Annotated in this window: 12 protein-coding genes and 2 pseudogenes; 7 read left to right on the top strand and 7 right to left on the bottom strand. The window is 72.8% G+C overall.

Going from position 1 to position 22,806, the window contains the following annotated elements; all coding sequences use genetic code 11:
- Positions 1 to 16 precede the first annotated feature (16 nt).
- Positions 17 to 4,225 (bottom strand): NEW3 domain-containing protein, encoded by a 4,209-nt coding sequence (locus V8690_RS33355; RefSeq protein WP_338783798.1) that lies wholly within the window; start codon positions 4,223 to 4,225, stop codon positions 17 to 19.
- Between the two features lie 107 nt (positions 4,226 to 4,332).
- Positions 4,333 to 5,216 (bottom strand): annotated as a pseudogene (locus V8690_RS33360) (MurR/RpiR family transcriptional regulator).
- A gap of 138 nt (positions 5,217 to 5,354) precedes the next feature.
- On the opposite strand from V8690_RS33360, the gene V8690_RS33365 reads away from it, so the two are divergent.
- Positions 5,355 to 6,119, top strand: coding sequence for an SIS domain-containing protein (locus V8690_RS33365; RefSeq protein WP_338783799.1), 765 nt, complete (start codon positions 5,355 to 5,357; stop codon positions 6,117 to 6,119).
- Positions 6,120 to 6,175: 56 nt separating this feature from the next.
- Here the strand turns inward: V8690_RS33365 and V8690_RS33370 are convergent, their stop codons facing one another.
- Positions 6,176 to 9,280, bottom strand: a complete 3,105-nt coding sequence (locus tag V8690_RS33370) for a beta-N-acetylglucosaminidase domain-containing protein (protein WP_338783800.1) — start codon at positions 9,278 to 9,280, stop codon at positions 6,176 to 6,178.
- A gap of 217 nt (positions 9,281 to 9,497) precedes the next feature.
- Between V8690_RS33370 and V8690_RS33375 the strand changes: the two genes are divergently transcribed.
- The 6 genes from V8690_RS33375 to V8690_RS33400 all read left to right on the top strand — a co-directional run bounded on the left by V8690_RS33375 (position 9,498) and on the right by V8690_RS33400 (position 18,994).
- On the top strand, positions 9,498 to 12,341 hold the full coding sequence (locus tag V8690_RS33375; RefSeq protein ID WP_338783801.1) for a SpoIIE family protein phosphatase: 2,844 nt from the start codon (positions 9,498 to 9,500) through the stop codon (positions 12,339 to 12,341).
- A 235-nt stretch (positions 12,342 to 12,576) separates the two neighbouring features.
- Positions 12,577 to 13,596 (top strand): LacI family DNA-binding transcriptional regulator, encoded by a 1,020-nt coding sequence (locus tag V8690_RS33380; RefSeq protein ID WP_338785537.1) that lies wholly within the window; start codon positions 12,577 to 12,579, stop codon positions 13,594 to 13,596.
- Between the two features lie 173 nt (positions 13,597 to 13,769).
- Positions 13,770 to 15,119, top strand: a complete 1,350-nt coding sequence (locus tag V8690_RS33385; protein WP_338783802.1) for an extracellular solute-binding protein — start codon at positions 13,770 to 13,772, stop codon at positions 15,117 to 15,119.
- A gap of 13 nt (positions 15,120 to 15,132) precedes the next feature.
- Entirely contained in the window at positions 15,133 to 16,071 is a 939-nt protein-coding gene (locus V8690_RS33390) for a sugar ABC transporter permease (RefSeq protein WP_338783803.1), read from the top strand.
- Positions 16,071 to 16,889 (top strand): carbohydrate ABC transporter permease, encoded by an 819-nt coding sequence (locus V8690_RS33395; RefSeq protein ID WP_338783804.1) that lies wholly within the window; start codon positions 16,071 to 16,073, stop codon positions 16,887 to 16,889. The genes V8690_RS33390 and V8690_RS33395 overlap by 1 nt, the downstream gene beginning before the upstream one ends.
- Positions 16,890 to 16,918: 29 nt before the next feature.
- The gene (locus V8690_RS33400; protein ID WP_338783805.1) at positions 16,919 to 18,994 is read left to right on the top strand and encodes a beta-galactosidase; all 2,076 of its coding nucleotides are present in this window, start codon (positions 16,919 to 16,921) and stop codon (positions 18,992 to 18,994) included.
- Positions 18,995 to 19,009: 15 nt separating this feature from the next.
- Here the strand turns inward: V8690_RS33400 and V8690_RS33405 are convergent.
- The 4 genes and pseudogenes from V8690_RS33405 to V8690_RS33420 all read right to left on the bottom strand — a co-directional run bounded on the left by V8690_RS33405 (position 19,010) and on the right by V8690_RS33420 (position 22,675).
- Positions 19,010 to 20,007: pseudogene (locus V8690_RS33405) on the bottom strand (lysylphosphatidylglycerol synthase transmembrane domain-containing protein).
- Positions 20,008 to 20,171: 164 nt separating this feature from the next.
- Complete coding sequence (locus tag V8690_RS33410; RefSeq protein WP_338783806.1) at positions 20,172 to 20,906, bottom strand: FAD:protein FMN transferase; 735 nt, start codon at positions 20,904 to 20,906, stop codon at positions 20,172 to 20,174.
- A gap of 4 nt (positions 20,907 to 20,910) precedes the next feature.
- A complete protein-coding gene (locus tag V8690_RS33415; RefSeq protein WP_338783807.1) occupies positions 20,911 to 21,321 on the bottom strand; it encodes an FMN-binding protein in 411 nt (136 codons plus the stop codon).
- A gap of 13 nt (positions 21,322 to 21,334) precedes the next feature.
- Positions 21,335 to 22,675 (bottom strand): ferredoxin reductase family protein, encoded by a 1,341-nt coding sequence (locus tag V8690_RS33420; protein ID WP_338783808.1) that lies wholly within the window; start codon positions 22,673 to 22,675, stop codon positions 21,335 to 21,337.
- Positions 22,676 to 22,806 lie beyond the last annotated feature (131 nt).

Genomic DNA, 22,806 nt, shown 5'->3' on the forward strand with positions numbered 1-22,806 from the left:
GCCGCGTAATCCCCCGTCACGGCCTCACCTCCAGCTCTACCGCCTTCGTGTACGCCACGCAGCCGTGCCAGGCCGTCTTCGCCATCAGCCAGTACGAACCGGGTGGGATCGCGTCGCCGTCCACCTCGATCGCGCACTCCAGTTGCTCTCCGCCGGGGACCGTGAAGCCCTGGCAGCCCGGGGTGACGCCCGGCCAGGTGCCCCAGGAGGACACGGCCCACAGGGTGCCGTTGACGGGGCCGCGGGTGGGGTTCCGCAGGGTCACGGGGACCCGGGCCCGCTCGCCCCGGCGTACGGACACCCGCTCAACTCCCAGTTCCGTCATGAGAGTCGGGCCCCTGTGCCCGTCCGGCACGTCCAGGGCCACCACGTCCTCGTACGTCTGGCCGCCGTACGACAGCCGGGCGGCGAGCCAGTGCCGGCCGGGGTCGGGGTCCGGCGGGGGTGTCACCGTGATGTCCGTGAGGGCGAAGCCGCCGGGGCCGAGCGTGTACGGCAGTTCGACGGGCTCGGTGCTCCAGCCGGGCGGTACCTCGAAGGACACCGTGCCCGACACCGGCGCGTCGGTGAGCTCCGAGGAGACCCGGACGGTCGCCGTGACGGGGCCGTCGGCGGTGAGGGCGGTGGGGGAGAGGTACACGGCGACCGGCATGTTGCCGCGTGGGGCGGGGCCGGAGTTGTGCAGCCAGTAGCGGGTGGCGACGGGCTGGGCGGGCTCATGGGCGGCGATGCCGGGACCGGACGCCTGGTGGGGCGGCTCGGCGGGCGTGGCGAGGAGGGTGGCGACCTCGAAGCCGGTCAGGTCGGCTTCGAGGCCGCCGGTCCCGTCCGGGGCGAGAGGCGCCCCGGGCCTCTCCAGGACGTCGGCGCGGGCGCCCGCCGCCCATGCCACCGGCCCGGTCACCCGTGCCCGCACCGGCCGTCCGTCGACCTCGTGCACGCGGACGACGAGGCCCCGCCCAGGATCCACGGGCGCCTCGCTGCCCCGGGCCAGCGGGGAGCCGAGCGGCTTGAGCGCGTCCAGCAGCACCTCGCCGACGGGTTCCAGACCGAGCAGGGTGGCCTTCCTCGGCAGGGCACCGGAGGACTGGCGCAGCCGGGCCGTCAGCGGACGGTTGTACGCGTGGCCCGCCTGCGGCAGGCGCAGTGCGCGCCAGTCGCCCGTGCCCGCGACGACGGCGTACTCGAAGGTGTGCGACCAGCGCTGGAGCTGGAACCCCGAGCCGTCGGGGGCGGTCCGGCGCGGCGGGTCCACCCAGATCCCGGACGGCCAGCCGGTGCAGGAGCGCATCAGGGACATGTAGAGGTCGCCGGAGGCGGTGACCACGCAGCCGGGCGTGCCGCGGTTGAGGATCGCGAAGCTGCGGCCGTCCCAGGCGTCGCCGGGCGGCAGGGCCTCGCCGCCGCCGGCGGCGGTGGCGCTCACCGTGAAGTCGTCCAGGTCGGCGACGATCGCGTCGACCGCCTTGGCGTCGTCCTGGGGACGGGCGCCCGCCACCACCAGCAGCGGCAGGCGTTCCAGGTCGCGCAGATCGGCCCCGGGGATCCACTCCTCGCGCAGACAGGCGCGTGGCGCGACCCAGACGGCGGCCACGCCCCGCTCGGCCAGTTGGCGCTTCAGCTCCCGCCCGGCCGCCGGGTCCCAGCCGAGCGCCTCGGCGACCACGGCGTTGCGGTCGGGGCCGCCGACGGCGATCCGGAGGTCCGGGAGGTTGGAGTCGACCTCCAGGTCGCCGTAGCGCGGGCCGCCCGCGATCGTCGAGGTCGCCGTGACCCCGGCGCGGACCAGGGCCGCCGCGAGCGGGGTGCCCAGGTCGCCCGCGATGTCCCAGTCGGGGTAGACGAGTTCGGCGACGCCGATCGAGCGGTGTCCGAGGAGCACGCCGGAGTCGTCGTGGACGGCGACGCGGGCGGTGGAGCCGAGGCCGAACCAGGTGTTGGCGGGGTTGTCCAGCGTCCAGGGGAACCGTTCGCTGTCCACCTCCACGAATCCGAACCCGCGCCCGATCACCGCGTCCGCCACCTCGTGCACCGGCAGCCCGCCCCGTACGTCGGAGGGCCAGCGCACCCGGATCAGCCGGTCGGCGCCGTCGTACCCGTCGACGGTCGTGGTGACGTCGAGCCGGTCGACGCCCTGCCACAGGGTGAGCCGCTGGGTGCAGCGGAAGAGGCCGAGGTCGGCGGTGACGGTGATACGGGAACCGGCGGGGGAGTGCTCGACGCGCACCTCGGCGGTCACGTCCCGGCCGCGGGCCGCGGTCGTGCCGGTCGGGGTGAGGTGCCAGGGGCCCTCGCCGAAGCGCGGATGCCTCGGGTACTCCTCCTGGACGACGATCTCGTTGCCGATGTCACCGGGGCGCAGCAGCTCCCGGCCGCTCTCGGTCAGCGCGCGCAGACTGCTGACGCCACCGCCGCGTGCCGGGTCGACCGTCACCTCGTAGAACTCGTTGCGGATGGTGAGGCCCTCGCCGGGCTCCCAGCCGGCCACGGATCCCTCGGCGAGCGGGAGCGCCGTGAGGCCCATGCCGGGCACCTCCGGGACGACGACATGGAGCCGGCCGTCCTCGCGGACCGCGGGGAGCCCCGGGGGTACGAGACCCGGGTCGTCGACCGTCAGTACGTCCTGCCGCGTCCAGGTCGCGGAGTTGAACACGACGAGGTCGGGCCCGTCGCCCGGGGTGACCTGGTCGGCCAGGGCCTGGGTCGCGTCGGCGTGCACGCTCCGGGCGACGTCGTGCAGCTCCCGCCAGCCCGTCATCAGGTCGATGTAGACCTGGTCCGACTCCGAGCCGGTGATGGCGTCGTGGTGGGCGCCGTAGACGAGTTGCCGCCAGGCCTTGTCGAGGGCAGCGTCCGGGTAGGGGTGGCCGGCGACGAGGGAGGCGAGCGTCGCCCAGGCCTCGGCGTCGGCGAGGAGGGTCTCGCCGTACCGCTGGGCCTGCTTGGTGTCGATGTAGGAGACGTCCTTGCCGGTGTAGATCGGGTTCATGTCGCGGGTCTGCGGGGACGCCCTGCGGCCCTCCGCCTCCAGTTCCGCGCGGACGGCGGCGAAGAAGTCCCGGGGGATCGCGCTGATGAAGCGGGGCCAGACGTACCGTGCGTTCCAGTCGCGGTGGATGTCCATGACCCAGCGGCACGGCGGCGCGTAGTCCCCGCCCACCGGGAGCAGCACGTTGCGGGTGAGGGCGACCTGCTTGAGCCGCTGGAAGAGCTGGTACGCGGCGGCCTCCGCCTCGGGCAGGGCGGGCGCGTTGTCGATGGCCCAGCCGGCGCCGTAGTGGTTGACCATGTACGCGGTGAGCAGCCCGCGTCCCGAGGGGGCGATCCAGTCGAACTCGGCCGGGAACTGCATCCGGCCCGGGTCCCTCGGCTGCTCGCCGAACACCGACAGCGTCGGTCCCCACTGGTGGAACGGCCCGCGCGCCCACGAACTGGAGCCGACCCCCGCGTCCGCCATCAGCCCCGGGAACTGCGGGTCGTGCCCGAAGGCGTCCAGCTGCCAGGCCGTCTCCGGCGAGGCGCCGATGATGCCGCGCTGGAAGCCGTCGCCGTACAGGGCGTTGCGGATCGTCGCCTCGGCGCCGGTGAGGTTGGTGTTGGGCTCGTTGTAGGTGCCGCCCATGATCTCGACGCGGCCGGTGCGGATCAGCTGCCGCAGGAAGGCGCGCTCCTCCGGGAAGGCGTCCCAGTAGGGCTTGAGGTAGTCGACCTCCGCGAGCACGAAGGTGTACGCCGGGTCGCGGCGGGCCAGGTCGCAGTGGGCGCGGACCAGGCTCATGCCGGACTGGCCGCGCGAGTCGAAGGTGCGGGCGGGCAGTCCGCTGGTCGCCGGGTCGTCGGCGACGTCCCAGGTCTCGGTGTAGGCGCCCTGGGTGTTCCACCAGACGGGGTCGTAGTGGAAGTGGCTGACCATGAACATGGTCCAGCCGGGCTCGGCCGCCGTGAACTCGCCGGTGCGGGTGGTGATCTGGCCGCCGTCAGCGGCGGTGACCGTGATCTCACGCCGGTCGCCTGGCACCAGGTCCTCACCGGTGACGGGGACCTCGGCGCGTACGGTGCCGTCCTCGCCGACGGTGGCCTCCGTGATGCCGGTGAGGCCCGGACCCTCGACGGTGAGCCGTACGGTCCGGCCCGGAGTGTGGCTCAGCTCGACGGCCACCACCTGGCGCGGCTGCTCGGTGGTCCCGGTGAAGAGCTCGGTCGACTCGACAGAGGTGAGGCGCATGGGGCTCCTACGAGTGCTCTGGGGGAGCCCCATCCTGCACGGCAGGAGTGATTCAAACAACCACCTTCACGTCAACTTGGTGGTTCATCCATGCACACTCGGCCGTCTCACCTGGCCCGCCGGGACTTCACCGCGTGCTGCGGCGTGATGTGGTCGGTCAGTGCCAGCGAGGCGCTCGCGCGCTGGTAGGTGAGCTGGGCGACCCGGACGTACAGGCAGTCGACGAGCATCAGGACGGAGTGCCGGCTGCTGATGCTCTCGGCCCGGAAGCTGGTCTCGGAGGAGGACGAGATGAGCCGGATGTCGGCGGTCCTGGACGGGGGGAGCGCGGGTCGGTGGTCAGGGCGATCGTGGTGGCGCCGCGCTCCTTGGCCATCTCGAACGGTTCGAGGGTCTCGCGGGTCGCCCCCGAGTGGGAGATGCCGATGGCCACGTCCGCCGGAGTGAGCAGGGCCGCGGAGGTGGCGGCCGCGTGCACCTCGGTCCAGCCGCGGACCGCGCAGCCGATGCGGAACAGCCGCGTCTCCGTCTCCTGGGTCACCGCGCCGCTGCCGCCGACTCCGTAGACGTCGATGCGCCGGGCGCGTGCCAGGGCCTGGGCCGCGCGCTCGAGCGCGTCGAGGTCGATCCGGTCGATGGTCTGCTGGATGGCCCGCAGATCCGCCGTGCCGACGACCTGGACGACCCGTTCGAGGCTGTCGTCGGGGGAGATGTCCGGGCCGATCTCGGCGGTGCCCCAGTCGGACACCTCGCCCCGGCCGCGCTCCTGGGCCAGTTCGATCAGCAGGTGCTGGTAGGAGTCCAGTCCGATGGCCCGGCAGAAACGGGTCACCGTCGCCTGGGAGGTGCCGGTGCGGCGGCCCAGCTCGGCGGCCGAGCAGTGGGTGACGGCGGCCGGATCCTCCAGGATCAGCTCGCCGACCTTCCGCAGGGAGCCCGCCAGCCGCGGCAACTCGGTGCGGATCAGTGTGGTGACGTCCGTGGGAGGCATGAGGAGAAGGTAGCAGCCACCCTCTGTCGCACGGATTGAATACCAGGACCCGATTGAACCCCGAGAACCGGCGTGATTTATTGATTCACCGATGGGGGAGTGTAGGGTGATTCAATCCATCAGTGGGGAGTGTGTCGCGTGTCCGTCGAGTCTGTGAGCGCCCAGGGGTTCGCGCGGGAGAGCCTCGCCGTCCTCCAGCACGTCATCGCATCCGCCCAGGGCGACGTGGCCGCCGCCGCGGACCTGGTCGCCGAGTGCGTACGCGCGGACGGTGTCGTCCAGGCCTTCGGCACGGGCCATTCGCAGGCCCTCGTCCTCGAACTCGCCGGCCGCGCGGGCGGACTGGTCCCCACCAACCGGCTGAGCATCGCCGACCTCGTCCTCTACGGCGGTGAAAACCCGGCCGTCCTCGACGACCCGCTCCTCGAACGCCGGGCCGGGGTGGCCGCCCGGCTCTACGACCTGGCCGCCCCGCATCCGCAGGACCTGTTCGTCGTCATCTCCAACTCCGGCGTCAACAACGTCATCGTGGAGATGGCCCTGCACGCCAAGGAACACGGCCACCGCGTCCTGGCCCTCACCTCCCTCGCCCACACCCGGGCCGTCCCCGCCGCCCATCCCAGCGGCCGGAAGCTCGCCGACATCGCCGACGTCGTCCTCGACAACGCGGCCCCGCGCGGCGACTCCCTGCTCGAACTCCCCGGCGGCGGCTCGGTCTGCGCCCTGTCCACGCTCACCGGCGTGATGCTGGTCCAGATGACGGTCGCCGAGGCGGCCGGCCGCCTCCTCGCCGCCGGCGAGCGCCCCCCGGTCTACGTCTCGGCCAACGTGCCCGGCGGCTTCGAGGCCAACCTGGAGCTGGAGAAGAAGTACGCGGGCCGGATCCGCCGCACGGCGAGCTGAACGGGACCGTACGAACGGCCGGGGTCCCCTGCGAAGGGACCCCGGCCGTTCTCGTCTCACTTCACGGGTACCGGCGTCAGTGCGACGGCCAGCGGATACGCACCTGCCGCGAGCGGCGCCCCGACGGCACCGGACGCCGTGTCGACCGGGACCAGGGCGCCCGCGTCGGCGGTGGTGACGTACGCCGTGCCGCCGTTCCAGTCCAGGGCGACGTCGAAGGCGGACCTCCCGACCCTCACCGTCCTGCCCGGGGCGCCGGTGACCGTGTCGACGGGCGTGACGGTGTCGCCGGTGCTGGGGCTGACCCACAGCGTCCGGCCGTCCGGCGACAGGGCGAGACCGTAGGCCTGGCCGGAGACCAGGAGGGTCGGCCCGGTGTCGTTCGTGGCCGTGTCGATCGGAGTGACCGTGGAGCCGCCGGAGTTGGACACGTACACCGTGCTGCCGTCGGGCGCGGCCACGATGTTGAAGGGACTCGGACCCACGGGGACGGCGGCACCGGCCTTCCGGGTGGCCAGGTCGACCGGGGTGACCGTGTTGTCCTTGATGTTGGGCACGTAGAGCGTGCGGCCGTCGGGCGTGATCGCCATGTTCTCGGGCCCGTTGCCGACCTGGACGGGCTCGCCCGTGGTGAGGGCGGCCGTGTCCACCGGCTGGACCGTGCCGTCCCCGTAGTTGGCGACCCAGAGGGTGCGGCCGTCGGGGGTGAGCGCGAGCCCGGCGGGGACCCGGCCGACCGGGACCGTGGCGGTGACCTTCCCCTGCGCCACGTCGATCACGCTGACCGTGTTCGAGCCCTGGTTGGCCGCGTAGGCGGTGCGCCCGTCCGCACTCGTCACGACCTCACCGGGATGGGCGCCGACGGCGATGTCCGTCGTCTTCTTCGACGACAGGTCGACGGAACTCACCGATGCCCCGCTGAAGTTGGCGGTCAGGGCTCTCGGTGTGCCGGTGCCGTCGGTGACCTGGACCGGGAGGGCGCGGTCGAGAACGCCCTCGCCCGACACGACGACCGAGCGCACTCCGGCGGACGCGCTCTCCCCGGCCTGGACGGTCACCGTCGCGGACGCGCTGCCCGCGGCCGGGACGGTCACGGTGCCCTGGGCGGGCGTGACGGTGACGCCGTCGGGGACGGTCAGCTTCCACGCGACCGTCCGGGCGGCGGTGTCGGAGAAGGAGAGCGTCACCTTCGCCGAGCCTCCCGGCTCCAGACTGACGGAACCGGGCGCGAACGCGGCGTCCACGCCCGGGTCGGGCGCGTTCTCGGTCATCGCCGTGTAGAGGAACCGGTCCATCACGCCCGGGGACACCTGCTGGGGCATCGCGTCGAGCTCCTTGCGCTGGGCCCTGAGCCGGTTCCAGTACGTGGTGACCGCCTCGCTGTCACCCCGCTTGCCGGCGAGCAGCAGGTCGACGGCCGTCTGCCCCGCGGTGCCGTAGCGGCCGAGCTTGTCCAGCCAGGCCGAGGTCTCCTGAAGGAACCCGGGGTTGTCGAGGCGGGTGCGGAGCGCGCCGGGCGTGGCGGCCATGTCGGCGAAGTACGACCGCAGCGCGGCGGCGGTGCGGTCGAGGCCGGAGTCCTCGTCGTAGGCCTTGCGGAACGCGGCGATGAGCGCGCTCAGCGTGGGGGACTCGGTCGCGTCGAGCTGGGACGAGTAGTTGTTCTCGGCGAAGATCCGCAACCACTTGGCGGCGTCCGGCCCGGCCAGGTCGCGGACGGAGGCGAGGAAGGCGGCCTTCGGGTCGTAGGCGTCCGGGTTCCACAGGTAGGCGGCGGAGGTGAACAGGGCGATGCGGCTCGCCTCACCCTGGACCATCGGGTTGGCGGTCACCCCGGCCGCCGCCTTCGCCACGCCGGGCTCGCGGCCGGTGTAGGGGCCGAGCAGCAGCCGGCTGGTGACGTAGTCGTTCACCGGGTAGTTGTCCCAGACCAGGATCGGATGGCCGTAGACCTCGCGGGCCTTGGTGACCTGGTCGGCGGTGATGGTGGGGGCGATCACCCCGACGCCGGTCCACTCCACGACCACGGACGGGTCCAGCTTCTCCCGCAGCGCCTTCTTGTAGGGGGAGTCGGCGAGGTCGGAATACTCGGTGGGGACCATCTCCAGCGGTTCCAGCCCGGGGTGGGTCGCGGAGAAGTCCCGCCACGCCCGGTTGAGCAGATGGGCCTGGGCCGTCCCGGCGGCGGCGCCGCCCGTGCCGAACTCCCGCTCGTCGGCAAGGCAGTTCCACTTGGTGTAGCTGATGTCGTCCAGCGGGATCGCGAAGGAGCGCACGCCGATCGCGTACATCGAGTCCAGCTTGCGGGTGAGGGCCTCGATGTCGGCGTCCGAGGAGTAGCAGACGGACAGCCCTGGGGAGAGGGCGTAGGTGAAGCGGACGTGGTTGGCGTCGGCCCGGCCGGCCAGTTCCGCGAGCCGCGCCAGCTCCGCGGGCGGGTACGCGTCGCGCCACCGGGCGCGCAGATAGGGGTCGTCCTTGGGGGAGTAGACGTAGGCGTTCTGCTTGGTGCGGCCGTAGAAGTCGAGCTGGTTCAGCCGCTCCGTGTGTGACCAGGGGGTGCCGTAGAAGCCCTCGATCACTCCGCGCAGGCTGGCGGTGGGCCAGTCCCGGACGGTCACCTCGGGTACGGTCCGGGTGACCAGCTGGCGCAGGGTCTGGGCGGCGTAGAAGGTGCCGGTGCGGTCGGCGCCGGACAGGGCGAGGAGGGTCCGGCCGTCCTCGCGGCCCGAGGCGAGGACATAGCCGCCGGAGGGCAGCCTGGCGGGGGACGGGGCGCCCAGCCGTTTCAGGGCCGAGGCCGTCGCGCTGCTCTCGCCCGGGCCGCCGAGGAAGACGGTGAAGCCGGCCTTCGCCAAAGGCTTCTCGACCGTCACGATCCGCTCGGCCCCGGCCTCCCGCAGGACCGTCTCGACGACCCGCCGGGCCGACGGGTCGGTCCCGCGGCCGACGACCGCCACGACTCGGTCGGGGACCGTGAGCCGGGCCGGCCCCGCGTGCAGGCTCTTCGGCTGCGGCCACACCTGGGGCAGGGCGGTCTTCGAGGGCCGGTCCGGTGCGGCGACCGCGCCCGGCACCGGCGGGAGGGCGAGGCCGGCGGCCAGCAACAGCGCGACGGCGGGCAGGCGCCGGAGCCGGCAGGGTCCAGGGGGTGGGAACACGGGTGCTCCTTCCGGATGCCGCGGGCATCGGCCCGGGCGAGAGAGGAAGAGGTGAATGGAGCCACCGAGTGATGCTAGAGATGCTGAATTGATCAATCAATGGGGCGTGGGGCCCGGCCAGGGGGAGAGGTGTCGCCGGTCTGATCTTGTGATCGGCGTCACATGAGGACTAGGGTGAAAGCGCTCGGGTCTCCTTCCGGTGAGGGAAGTGATCCCGGTGACCGTCGTCTGGGACGACATCGGCGGCCTCGTCGATGCCCATGAGCGTTTTCTGGCGGGCGCGCACGTCGAGGCGGACGTCCGGGGCCCCGTGCTGGACTCCTGGAAGCGGTGCCGGTCCGTGGGCCTGGAACCTCACCGGCTGACTCTCCCGTACACCCCGGACCTGACGCTGGACCACCGGTTCCTGCGCGCGGCCGACCCCGTCCTGAAGGACCTCACCGCCTCGCTCGCCGACGTCGGCATGACGATCGCGCTCTGCGACGCCCAGGGCCGCATGGTGCAGCGGCTCGGCGGCGAACGGCGGCTGCGCGAGCGACTCGACGAGGTCCGGTTCGCCCCCGGCTTCGACGCCTCCGAACCCGTCGCCGGCACCAACGGGGTGGGTACGGCGCTGGCCGAACGGGGAGCCGTCTACGTCGCCGGCCGTGAGCACTTCGCCGACTGTCTGGCACCGTTCGCCTGCGCGGGCGCGCCCGTGCGCGATCCCCTCAGCGGCCGTATCGAGGCCGTCCTCGACCTGACCTGTCTGCGCGGTGACGGCGACCCGGCCATGCTGCGGATGGTCCGCGACGCCGCCCGGGACATCGAGGCGCGGATGCTGGAGCAGGCCACGCAGCGGGAGCGGGCCCTGCTCGCCGCCTACCGCAGGGCCGGGGGCGACCCGGGTGGCTGGCCGCGACAGCCCGAGCACCGGCAACTCGACGACGGCGGACTCGACCTCGGGCGGATCGACCTGGCCGTGCTGCGCGAGAGGGCCGAGGAACTCATCGCCTCACCGCACCTCACGCTCGACGAGGTCACGCTCCCCGGCGGCCGGGCCGCGACCCTGCTGCGCCGCCAGGTCACGGGGCCGGACGGAGAGTCGGGCGTGGCGGTCGAGGTGCGCATCCTCGGCGGCCCGCGCCTGCGCCACGTCCGGGCGGGCGTCGCCGAGGCGGTCGCGCCGGCTGCCGCCGGGACGGTCGCACCACCGGTCGGTCCCGCACCGGTGGTCGCGCCGACCGGGACCGTGACGGTCCCGGCCCCAGGTCGCGCGGGCCTCCAGGACCTCGTACCGGCACCCCCGGGAACCGGATCGCGACCGCCGCGACCGCACCCCACGGCGGACCGCGACGGCGACAGCCGACTGCTGCTGGTGGGCGAGCCGGGCGTCGGGCGGCTGGCCGTACTGGCGCGCAGGCGGCTGGAGTTCCTGCACGACGCCGGGATCCGGATCGGCACCACCCTCGACGTCACGCGCACCGCCGAGGAACTGGTGGAGGTCACCGTGCCCCGGTTCGCCGACTTCGCCGCCGTGGACCTGCCCGATGTGGTGCTGCGCGGCGAGGAGCCGGGACCGCTCGGCGCCGAGACCCCGCTGCGCCGGGTCGCGCTGGGCGCCCTGCACGAGGAGTCCCAGCTGTACGGGGTCGGCGAGGTGGTGGAGTACGTGCCGTCCACGCCGCAGGCCCGCAGCCTGGAGACCAGGCAGTCGGTGCTCGAACCCGTGCTGGCCGAGGCGCGCGGCTGGATCGCCCAGGACCCGCCACGGCTGGAACGGGTGCTGGACGTCGGCATCCACTCCCTGATCACGGTGCCGCTGCGGGCCCGCGGCACGACCCTCGGCGTGGTCAGCTTCTACCGCTCCGAGAAGCCCGTGTCCTTCGAGGACGACGACCTCTACCTCGCCCAGGAACTGGTCGGCCGCGCGGCGATCTGCATCGACAACGCCCGCCGCTACACCCGTGAGCACGACACCGCCCTCGCCCTCCAGCGCAGCCTGCTGCCGAGGGGCCGGCCCGAACAGAGCGCCGTCGAGATCGCCTACCGCTACCTGCCCGCACATGAGGGCGTGGGCGGCGACTGGTTCGATGTCATCCCGCTGTCCGGCGCCCGCGTGGCCCTGGTCGTCGGCGACGTCGTCGGCCACGGCCTGCACGCCGCCGCCACCATGGGCCGGCTGCGCACCGCCGTGCACAACTTCTGTTCCCTGGACCTGCCCCCCGACGACCTCCTCACCCACCTCGACGACCTGGTCGCACGGCTGGACCGGGGCGAGGGCTGGGCGGTGGACAACACCCCCGACTCCGGCATCGTCGGAGCCACGTGTCTGTACGCCGTCTACGATCCGGTGTCCCGGCGCTGCACCCTCACCCGCGCCGGGCACCCGCTGCCCGCGGTCGTCGGCCCGGACGGCGATGTGGAGTTCGTCGACCTGCCCTCGGGGCCGCCGCTCGGCCTCGGCGGGCTGCCGTTCGAGACGGTCGAACTGGAGCTGGCCGAGGGCAGTCAGCTGGTGCTGTACACCGACGGTCTGATCGAGGACCGGACGCGGGACATCGACAGCGGCCTGGAGCTGCTGCGGTCCGTCCTGGCCCGGCCCGACCGGGCGCCGGAGGAGACCTGTGAGGCGGTCCTCGACGCACTGCTGCCGGCCCGCCCGAATGACGACGTGGCGCTGCTGGTCGCCCGGACCCACACGCTGGGGCCCGGGCAGGTCGCCGAGTGGGATGTGCCCAGCGACCCGGCCGCGGTCTCCCGCTCCCGCGCGGCCGTCACGGAGCAACTGGCCGCCTGGGGCCTTCAGGAGCTGGCCTTCACCACCGAACTCGTCGCCAGCGAGCTGGTCACCAACGCCATCCGGCACGCGACCGGCCCGGTGCGGCTGCGGCTGCTGCGGGACCGGGCGCTGATCTGCGAGGTCTCCGACGGCAGCAGTACCTCGCCCCGCCTGCGCCGCGCCCGTACCGAGGACGAGGGCGGCCGCGGCCTGTTCCTCGTCGCCCAGCTCACCGAGCGCTGGGGGACCCGCTACGCCCCCGACGGCAAGATCATCTGGACGGAGCAGCCGCTGCCGTGAGCCCGGCCCCGGCAGCCGGTGGACCGTTCCCGGCATGTTTCCGTCCGGACCATTGACGCGGCCCCCGAGGACTCCCACACTGGCCTGACTACGTAGTCATGAGCCGCCCACCCGTCAGCCAGTCACAGCTGACTACGTAGTCCAAGACCGTCAGACCCCGGGAGCGCGCATGTCCGCCAGCGGAGCCGAAGGAGGCCCCACGGCCACCGGTGGGCGCCGCCGGCGTGGCCCCGGGATGACCGAGGTCGCGCGGGCCGCCGGGGTCTCGCAGAAGACGGTGTCGCGGGTCGTCAACGGCGAACCGCACGTCAGCCCGGAGGTGCGCGACCGCGTCCTGAGGACCATCCGCGAACTGGACTACCGTCCCAACACCGCCGCCCGCGCCCTGCTCCTCGGCCGCTACCGCCGGATCGGCGTGGTCTCGCTGGGCAGTTCGCTCTACGGCCCGTCGACCCTGCTCATCGCCCTGGAGCGGGCGATGCAGCGCGCCGGGTACTCCGTCGCCCTGGCCAGCACCCTGGAAGGGCAGGGAGTTTCGGCCGCCGTGGACGCGTTGCTGGAGCAGGGCGTGGACGGCATCGTGCTGTCCGAGCCCATCGACGACGGCACGCCGTTCAGACTGAGCGCGGACGTGCCGGTGGTCAGTCTCGGTGAGGGCGTGGAGCTGACGCCGGGCACGAGTGCCGTGGTCGGCGGCGACGGTGTCGCGGCCGCCCGGATCGCCACCGAGCACCTGCTCTCCCTGGGGCACCGCACCGTCTGGCACCTGCCCGGCCCGCAGGACTGGTGGGCCGCCCGCGACCGCCTGCGCGGCTGGCGCGAGGCCCTGGCCGCCGCCGGCGCACCCGAGCCGCCCCTGCCGTCACCGGGCGACTGGAGCCCGGCCTCCGGCTACGCCGCCGGACGGCAGCTCGCCGGACTCTCCGACGTCACGGCCGTGTTCGCCGCCAACGACGACATGGCCATCGGCGCCCTGCGCGCGTTCGCCGACGCGGGCCGCGCCGTCCCCGGCGACGTCAGTGTCGTCGGCTACGACGACATCCCCGCCGCCGCCTATCTCTGCCCGCCGCTGACCACCGTCCGGCAGAACTTCGCCGCCGTCGCCGACCGCGCCGTCGACGTACTGATCGCCCTGATCGAGGGCCGCCCCGCCCCGGACGAACAGTCCGGCCAGGCAGTCGAGTTGACCGTACGTGCCTCCACCGGGCCGGTACGCGATCCCGGCCCCGCGCCCCACCCCGCCCCGGCCCCCTGACCGCTTCCGCCCCCGACCGCCCGCACCTGCTGACGCCGGCGGTACGGCCGCCCCGGCACCCCGCCACCGGCCGGATCCGCCCCGCCCGCGTGCGCCGTCCAGGACCGGCGCCGCACGCGCTGCCCGCACACCGGGCGCGACAGGCTCGAGCCGCACCACGTGAGGAGCCACGTGTGTACACCCCACCGCCCCCCTCCCCTCCGACCCGCCGCGCCCTGCTGCGCGGTGCCCTCGGCCTCTCTACGGCCGCCGCACTCTCCGCCTGCGGCGGTGGCAGCACAACGCCCCGCACCTCCGGCGACGTCACCCTCTCCCTGTGGACCCACGACCCGGGCTACGAGGAGTTCTTCGTCAAGGGCGTCCCGGAGGCCGACCGCGCCACCGACTTCCGCTACCACTTGAAGGTGACCCGCTCCGGACCCCCGGACATCGTCACCAAGCTGCTCGCCCAGGCCGTCGCCGGACGCGGCACCCCCGACCTGGTGGGCTTCGAGATCGGCAGCTTCCCGCGCATGCTGCGCGGCGACATCTCCGAACGGCTGCTGCATGACTTCACCCCCGACATCGAGGCCGTACCCGGCCTGAAGGACGACCTGCTGCCGGCCCGCACCGCTCCCTTCAGCAAGGACGGCCACGTCTACGCCTTCGACTCGGACACCCCGATGGTCGTCTACTTCTACCGCGCCGACCTCTTCGACACGTACGACCTCCCGGCGGATGCGGCGACCTGGGAGGAGTTCGCCGAGGCCGGTGCCCGGGTGTACCGGGACCACCGGGCCTCGCTGTGCGTCGTCTCCACGGTGGGCAGCGACCCCGGCCAGGTCGTGCAGTCCTTCCAGATGCTGCTCTACCAGCGCGGCGGCGCGTTCTTCGACGCCGAGGGAAAGCTGCTCCTCGACTCACCCGAGGCCGAGGAGGTGCTGCGGTTCCTGTGCGAGGGACTGCGCAGCGGCTTCGTCATCGATGTCGCCGACTACTACGGGGCCGCCATGCAGACCGCCCTGAAACAGGGCCGGGTCATCGGCCTGCCCATGGCCATCTGGTACAAGAACTACGGCCTGGTGCCCAACGTGCCCGAGCAGCAGGGCAAGTGGCGGGTGCGCGACCTGCCCCGGTTCACCCGGGGCGGCGGGGTGACCGCCGCGCTCGGCGGCACCGGCTTCGGCGTCGTCAGGGACAAAGCCAACACCCGCGCCGCCACGGAGTTCCTCTTCAAGACCTGGCTCACCCACGACGGTCAGGTCCGCCGCTTCACCGAGACCGGCTATCTGCCCACCCGCCGCTCCGTGTACGACGATCCGCGCCTGGGCGGCTACGAGGACGACTTCTGCGGCGGGCAGCGGCTGTTCCGTCTCTACCGCTCCCTGCTGCCGGACGTACCGCCGTTCCACCAGAGCCCCGACCAGTCGATCCTCTACGACGTCCTCGCCGGCAACCTGCTGCGCGCCTACCGCGGCGACCTGTCACCGCGTCAGGCGCTGAAGCAGACCGCGGCGGACTTCCGCGACCAGGCCGGCCGATAGGAGTGCGACCGACATGACCACCACCGTCGCCGGCCCGCCCGGGACGACCCGTGAGCACACCGGCCCCGACCGGGCCGCCCAGCGCCCCCGCCGCACCTGGGCCCCCTACCTCTTCATCTCGCCCTTCTACCTCCTCTACGTCCTGTTCATGCTGATCCCGGTCGCCGCCTCGGTGTGGCTGAGCCTCACCGAGTGGGTGGGGCTCGGCACCCCGCACTGGGTGGGGCTGCGCAACTACCGGCTGCTCGCCACCGACATCAGCTTCCACCGGGCCCTCGGCAACACCGCCGTGTTCGTGCTGGTCGCGGTGTGCGTCGTCGTTCCGCTGGCGCTGCTGATCGCCCAGGCCCTCAACACCCGCGGCCTGCGTGTACGGGACCTGTGGCGCACCGCCTACTTCGTGCCGATCGTGGTCTCGCCCATCCTCGTCGCCCTCGTCTTCGGCCTGATCTTCGACCGGCAGTTCGGGCTCGCGAACGCTGTGCTGCGCGCCCTGTTCGGCACCGGCGGCGTCGACTGGCTCGGCGATCCGGACCTGGCGAAGGTGAGCATCGCCCTGGTGATGCTGTGGCGCTGGACCGGCTACCTCACCGTCTTCTTCCTCGCCGGACTCCAGAACGTGCCGCGGGAGCTGTACGAGGCCGCAGCCCTCGACGGAGCCGGGCGGCTGCGCACCTTCGCCACCGTCACCCTGCCGGCGCTGAAGCCGGTGACGGCGTTCGTCGTCGTCACGTCCTTCATCGGCGCGGCCCAGATCTTCGAGGAGCCGTACCTGCTGACCGGCGGCGGACCGGCCGAGTCCACCCTCTCCGTGACCATGTTCATCTACCGGGCGGCCTTCCAGCGCCAGCAGTTCGGCTACGCCGCCGCCGCGGCCGTCGTCCTCTTCGTCCTCGTCTTCGGCCTCAGCCGGCTCTTCAACCGTCTCCTCGGCATCGGGAGGGCCGCCTGATGACGCGCACCCGCGTACCCCTCTACGGCGCACTGGTCCTGCTGCTCGTGGGCTTCCTCGCCCCGCTGGTGTGGGCGCTGAGCGGCTCGTTCAAACCGCGCGGCGACATCTTCGGCTACCCGCCGAGGCTCGTCCCCGACCCGTTCACCCTCGACAACTACCGCACCCTTCTCACCGACCAGCCCTTCGGCCGCTGGTTCCTGATGAGCACGGTCGTCGCCGTCGTCGCCACCACGGTGTCCGTCTTCGTGTGCGCTCTCGCCGGCTACGGCTTCGCCAAGTTCCGCTTCGCGGGCAGGAGTCTGCTGTTCAACGTCATGTTCAGCTCGCTGTCGATCCCGTTCGCGGTGATCCTCGTGCCGCTGTTCGTGATCCTCGTCAAGACCGGGCTCGGCAGTCCCTGGTTCGCGCTGATCGTGCCCTGGGTGGCGCCCGCGTTCGGGATCTTCATGATGCAGCAGTACATCGTGCAGTCCATCCCGGACTCGGTGCTGGAGGCCGCCCGGATCGACGGGGCGAGCGAGTTCGGCATCTTCCGGACCATCGTGCTGCCCCTGCTGCGGCCCTCGCTGGGCGCACTGGCCGTCTGGCAGTTCCTCCAGAGCTACAACAGCTTCCTGTGGCCCCTGGTGCTGGTCTCCGACAGTTCCCAGTACACCCTGCCGCTGGGCCTTCAGACCCTGTTCGTGTCGGAGCAACGGCAGTACGACCTCGTGCTCGCGGGAGCCGTCCTCGCCGTGCTGCCCGCCGTCGCCCTCTTCGTGCTGCTGCGCAAGCAGCTCCTCGAAGGCCTGTCCACGGGCGCGGTCAAGGGATGACACCCCATCGACCCAGTTGGAGAAGAAGCATGTTCAAGCTGCCCCGACGCGTCCTGTTCGGCGCCGCGTACTACCACGAGTACCAGCCGTACGAGCGCCTCAAGGACGACCTCGACCTGATGGCCGGGGCCCGCTTCTCGGTGATCCGGGTCGGCGAGTCCGTCTGGTCCACGTGGGAGCCCGAGAACGGCCGCTTCGACCTCGACTGGCTCCAGCCGGTCCTGGACGGCGCCCACGAGCGGGGGATCTCGGTCATCCTCGGGACGCCCACGTACGCGGTACCGCCCTGGCTGGCCCGGCAGTACCCGGAGATCGCGGGGGAGCACCGCACCGGTGAGCGCATCGGCTGGGGCGCCCGGCAGGAGGTCGACTTCACCCACCCGGCCTTCCGCTTCCACGCCGAGCGGATCATCCGCAAGATCGTAGGCCGGTACGCCGGCCACCCGGCGGTCATCGGCTTCCAGGTCGACAACGAACCGGGCCTGCACCTCTTCCACAATCACGGCGTCTTCCAGCGCTTCACCGACGAACTGCGCGATCGGTACGGCGACGTGGAGACCCTCAACCGCGAGTGGGGCCTGGTCTACTGGTCGCACCGGCTGTCCACCTGGGCCGACCTGTGGACCCCGGACGGCAACGCCCAGCCGCAGTACGACCTGGCGTGGCGGCGCTTCCAGGCCCGGCTCACCACCGAGTTCATCGCCTGGCAGGCGGACCTCGTGCGCGAGTACGCCCGCCCCGGCCAGTTCGTCACGACCTGCATCTCCTACGACCGCCAGGGCGTCGAGGACGACCGGCTCACCGACCGACTCGACGTCACCGCGGGCAACCCGTACTACACGATGCAGGACGCCCTCGCCCTGCCCGACACCGGCGGCGCCGGGCAGGACTGGACGACCAACGGCACCTGGGCGCTGTACCGCAGCGCCGACCGCATGTACTCCTCGCGCCAGGAGCCGTACCTGGTCACCGAGACCAACGCGCAGGCCATCGGCGGGCCGTGGGACAACCGCCCCGCCTACGACGGCCAGTGGCGACAGGCCGCCTGGGCGCTGATCTCCCGCGGCGCCTCGATGATCGAGTACTGGCACTGGCACACCCTGCACTTCGGCACCGAGACCTACTGGGGCGGCATCCTCCCGCACCACGGGCGACCCGGCCGCGTCTACCGCGAACTGGCAGCGTTGGGAGGGGAGTTGGAGAAGGCGGGGGACCTCGTCGCGTCCCTCACCCCGGACGCCGACGTGGCCTTCCTCTACGACGGGCCCAGCAAGTGGGCGCTCCAGGGCCAGCCGCCGCTCGCCGGTCCCGACGGAGGCCCGGACGAGCGGTCGTACGAGAGGATCTTCGACGCCTTCTACCGCGGTGCCTTCGACGCCGGGCTCCAGGCGCGCGTCCTGCACCCCGGGCAGCTCCCCGACGCCGAACTGCCGCCGCTCCTGGTCGTCCCCGCCTACTACGCCGCCGACGACACCGTCCTGGACCGGCTCCGCGCCTACGCCGAGGCCGGCGGCCACCTCGTGCTCGGCCCCCGCACCGGCTACGCCGACACCGAGGCCAGGGCCCGCACCGGCCTCCAGCCGGGCCGGCTGGCCGAGGCGGCGGGCGTGACGTACGACGAGTTCAGCAACCTGGGCGACCCGCTGCCCGTCACCGGCACGAACTCCCTCCCCCTCCCGGCCGACGCGCACGCCCTGCACTGGGCGGACGGACTGCGGCCACAGGGCGCCGAGACGCTGGCGGCGTATGTGCATCCGCACTTCGGACGCTGGCCCGCGGTCACCACACACCGCCACGGCTCCGGGCGCGTCACCTACGTCGGCACCGTCCCCGACCCCGTCTTCGCCCGGGCCCTGTTCGACCGGTACGCCCCCGAGGGCGCCTGGCGCCCCGCACACCCGAGCGTCACGGCCACCTCGGCGACCGCCCGGGACGGCCGCCGCGTGCGCTTCCTGCACAACTGGTCGTGGGAGGACGTGCCCGTGCCCGTACCCACCGCCCTGCGGGACGTGCTGTCGGAAACCGTATACGGCGACGCGGTGCCGCTCGGACCCTGGGACGTGAAGGTGCTGCTGGAGGATCCGGACTTGCTGCCGGACAGCTGACCGCCCGGCGTGCCCTCACAGCACCTTGCGGTGCACGAGGGCCGACAGGACGAGGGCGCCCGGCAGGAGAGGGAGCCACACCGTCAGGACGCGGTAACCGATGACGGTGGCCGTGGCGGTGCCCACCGGGGCGCCGAACGCGGCCATGGTGAAGACGAGCGCGGCGTCCACGGGGCCGATCCCGCCCGGCGCGGGCACGGCCCCGACCGCGGTGCCGGCCACCAGCAGCGCGAGGATCACCTGCGCCCAGGACAGCGGCAGCCCGAGCGAGAAGCCGACCGTGGCGATCACACTGCCCTGGAGCAGCGGCGTGGCGGCCGCTCCGCCCCACAGGGCGAGCACCCGGCCGGGCCGGGTGTGCAGCTCGCGGGCGTCGGTCAGCGCGGTGCGCAGGAAACCGAGGACGGGGCGGCGCACTGCCCGTACGGTCACGAGCGTCACGGCGGTCGCGGCGAGCGCGAGCAGCGCGCCGCCCGCCGCGAGGAGCAGCGTGCGGTCGTCCGGGACGAGCGCGCCGAGCCGCAGCACGTGCGGGAACGCCACCAGGAACGCCAGCAGCACCACCGTCTTGGCGACCGGTTTGACCAGGGAGTACAGGGCGAGTGAGGCGGTGGCCCGGGGCAGGGGGATGCCGCGGCGCTGGAGGAAGCGCAGGGTGACCGCGTGCGCGCCGAGGCCCGCCGGCAGCACCTGGTTCGCGGCACCGGCGGCGAACTGCGAGGCCACCAGCAGCCCGGGCGGCAGCCGCTCCGGCAAGGCGCCCTGGCGGACACAGGCGGCGGCCACCCACGTCAGACACGTGCAGACGAACGCGGCGAGCAGCCACCAGGGGTCGGCCGAGACCAGCCGGGCGGCCCCCTCGTACGCCGCCCGACGGTCGGCCAGGGCCCACCCCCGACCAGCAGCAGCGGCAGCAGGGCCAGGGCCGGCCGCACGAGCCGTGCGGTGGTGGAGGAGCGGCGGGGTGCGGCCGGGAGCGGGGCGGGGAGCGTTTCGAGCCGAAGCTGGGACACGGCGTACGTCGTCCTTCCGCGTCACGCCCTGGGACGGGGCGGACGATGCAGGGCGAGTCAGGGGGACGCTCGGAAACGTGCCCGGCCGGTGTGACGCGGGGGTGTCAGGCAGCGAAAGCGAGAGGGGCGGGAGAGCGACACGGCCGGTTCGGGGAGGGGTTCGTCTACGCCGCGACGGCCCCCGCCCCGGCCACCGGAAACCCCGGGCTCCGCAGCACGCGCCTGTCCGCGTCCACCGCGAACACCTCGCAGTTCTCGCGGGCCGCCGCCCACTCGACGCCCTGGGCGCCCAGGGCGAACGCCGCCGTCGCGACCGTGTCCGCCTCGGTCAGGGTCGGGGCCACGACCGTCATGCTGAGGAGGCCCGTTGCCGGGCGGCCCGTGCGGGCGTCGAGGATGTGGTCGCCGCGTTCGTAGCGGGCGGAGGTCGCCACGGCCCGGTCCATGAGGTCCAGGACCGTACAGAGCCGGTCGGCGTGTTCGGGGTGGCGTACGCCGACGCGCCAGGGGCCGCCGGAGGCGATCACGTCGCCGCCCGCGTTGAGGCAGAAGCGCCGAGCACCGGCAGCCGACAGGAGCTCCGCTCCCTTCTGCACCGACCAGCCCTTCACCACGGCGCAGGGATCGAGGCCGCGACCGGGCAGGCGGACGTCGAAGGCGCCGCCGGTCGCGATCCGGTACTCCTCGCACAGGTCCAGGACCTCGCGGAGCGCCGGGCTGGGGTCGCGCACCTCCTCCCGGTCCAGCCGCGACACCTCGCTGTCCGGCCGGAACGGGCTGAACCGCGCGTCGACCTCGCGCAGCCAGGCGAAGAGGCCGTCCACCGGTGCCTCGGGGAAGCCCTCGTCGTCGATCCGTACCGACACCGGGAACCCCATGACGTGTTCGACGCGCCGCATGCCGTCAGCCCTTCGCGTCGATGGCGGCCTGGAGCGACTCCTTGTAGCCGTCGCTGGTGATCGTGGCGCCGGACACCGTGTCGATGTCGGCGCTCTGCGCCTGGAGCGTCTCCTCGATCAGCTGGGGCACGGCGGCCGTGGTCTGCGGATGGTTCGGCTGCTGGAGCATCCGCACCGAGGCGATCCTGTCGCCGTCGAAGGTGACCTCGACCTGCACCGGCCCCTTCTCGGTGTCGATGGTCGAGCCCGACACGACCGTGGCCGTGGAGCCGCCCGACGAGGAGGCCGACGGTGTCGACGCGGGCGCCGCGGCCTCGGTCGCGGACGACGACCCGGTGTCGTGCGACGGCGCGTACCGCCAGACCGGGATCAGGCCCGCGACGCTCAGGACGAGGACGGGTATGGCTCGCTTCACGAATCCCTCCTCGTCATCCGGCCAGGCTGAAGCGCTCGAAGTGGGTCTGTGTCCTGGGCACGCCCAGCTCGCGCAGGCTGCCGAGCACGGCGTTCATCATCGGCGGCGGGCCGCACAGGTACACGTCCCGGCCGGTGATGTCCGGCACCATGCGCGCCAGCTCCTGCGGCGCCAGCCGGTCGGGCACGGGCGGCCCGGTGACCAGGTGCAGCTCGGCCCCCTTGGCGAGCGCGAGTTCGCGCAGTTCGTCGTAGAGGACGGCGTCCTGGTCCGTGGCCACCCGGTAGATCACGACCGCGTGGCCGTGCAGTTCCTCCAGCAGGGCCCGGATCGGGGTGACACCGACGCCGCCGGCGATGAGCAGGGCGTCCGGGCGGGTGCGGTGCAGGGTGGTGAAGGCGCCGTAGGGGCCCTCGGCGAACACTCGCGTGCCGACCTTCAGGTGCCGCAGGGCCGCGCTGCCGTCGCCGGCCCGCTTGGCGGTCAGGCGCAGGGTACGGCCGTCCGGCGCGGCGGACAGCGAGAACGGGTTGGCCTGCCACCAGCGGTCCTTCGTCAGGAACCGCCACAGGAAGAACTGTCCGGCCCGGGCGGGCAGCCGGTCCAGGTCGCGGCCCGTGACGTAGACCGAGACCACGTCGTCGTTCTCGGGGACCACGGCCGTGACCCGGAGCTGGTGGCGGAGGTTGCGCCACAGCGGCAGCACAAGGCGGCCGAGGAACACCGACGCGAGGGCCACACCCCACACGGCGTACCAGTACGTCGTCGCCACGGACGACGAGGCGAACGTCGTCCCGGCCGCGACCTGGTGCGTGAACGCCAGCACCACCGCGACGTAGGTGTACAGGTGGATGAAGTGCCAGGTCTCGTACGCCAGCCGGCGCCGGGCGTAGCGGGCCGAGACCGTGCCGACCACGATGATGATCGCCAGGGCGACGATCGCGCGCAGCACGCCCTCGACGGTCTCCGCGAGATCCACCAGCTGGTTCACCGGGTCCAGGGACGAGGACTGGGCGTAGCCGAAGACGATGAACACGGCGTGCGCCAGCAGCAGCCACAGCACCGAGAAGCCCGTCCAGCGGTGCCAGGACGTCAGACGGTCCATGCCGATCCGCCGGTCGAACCACGGCAGCCGCGCCACCAGCAGCAGCTGGAACGCCATGAGCAGCGCTCCGTACAACCCCGCCAGCCGCCCCAGCACGATCAGTGTGTTCGAGGCGAAACCGGCCTGGACGAAGAAGACGGTCACCACGACCGCGTTGGCGAGCAGAACCGCGTACAGACCGGTGCGGCCCACCACTCCCGGGCGCATGCCCGGGCTGGTCGCCGCAGGCGGTTCTTGGAGGGTCGTCACGATCGGCAGCTCCTTGATCGGATCCTGGGATACCGAGCTTGGCGCGGGGGAGCTGTCGGAATACTGTCGCTCAACTTTCAAGTGTTTATCGATCCGGCGGCGAAGGCTCGGGCGGCTATGGCGGCACACGA

This window comes from Streptomyces sp. DG1A-41 (assembly GCF_037055355.1).
Taxonomy (GTDB): domain Bacteria; phylum Actinomycetota; class Actinomycetes; order Streptomycetales; family Streptomycetaceae; genus Streptomyces.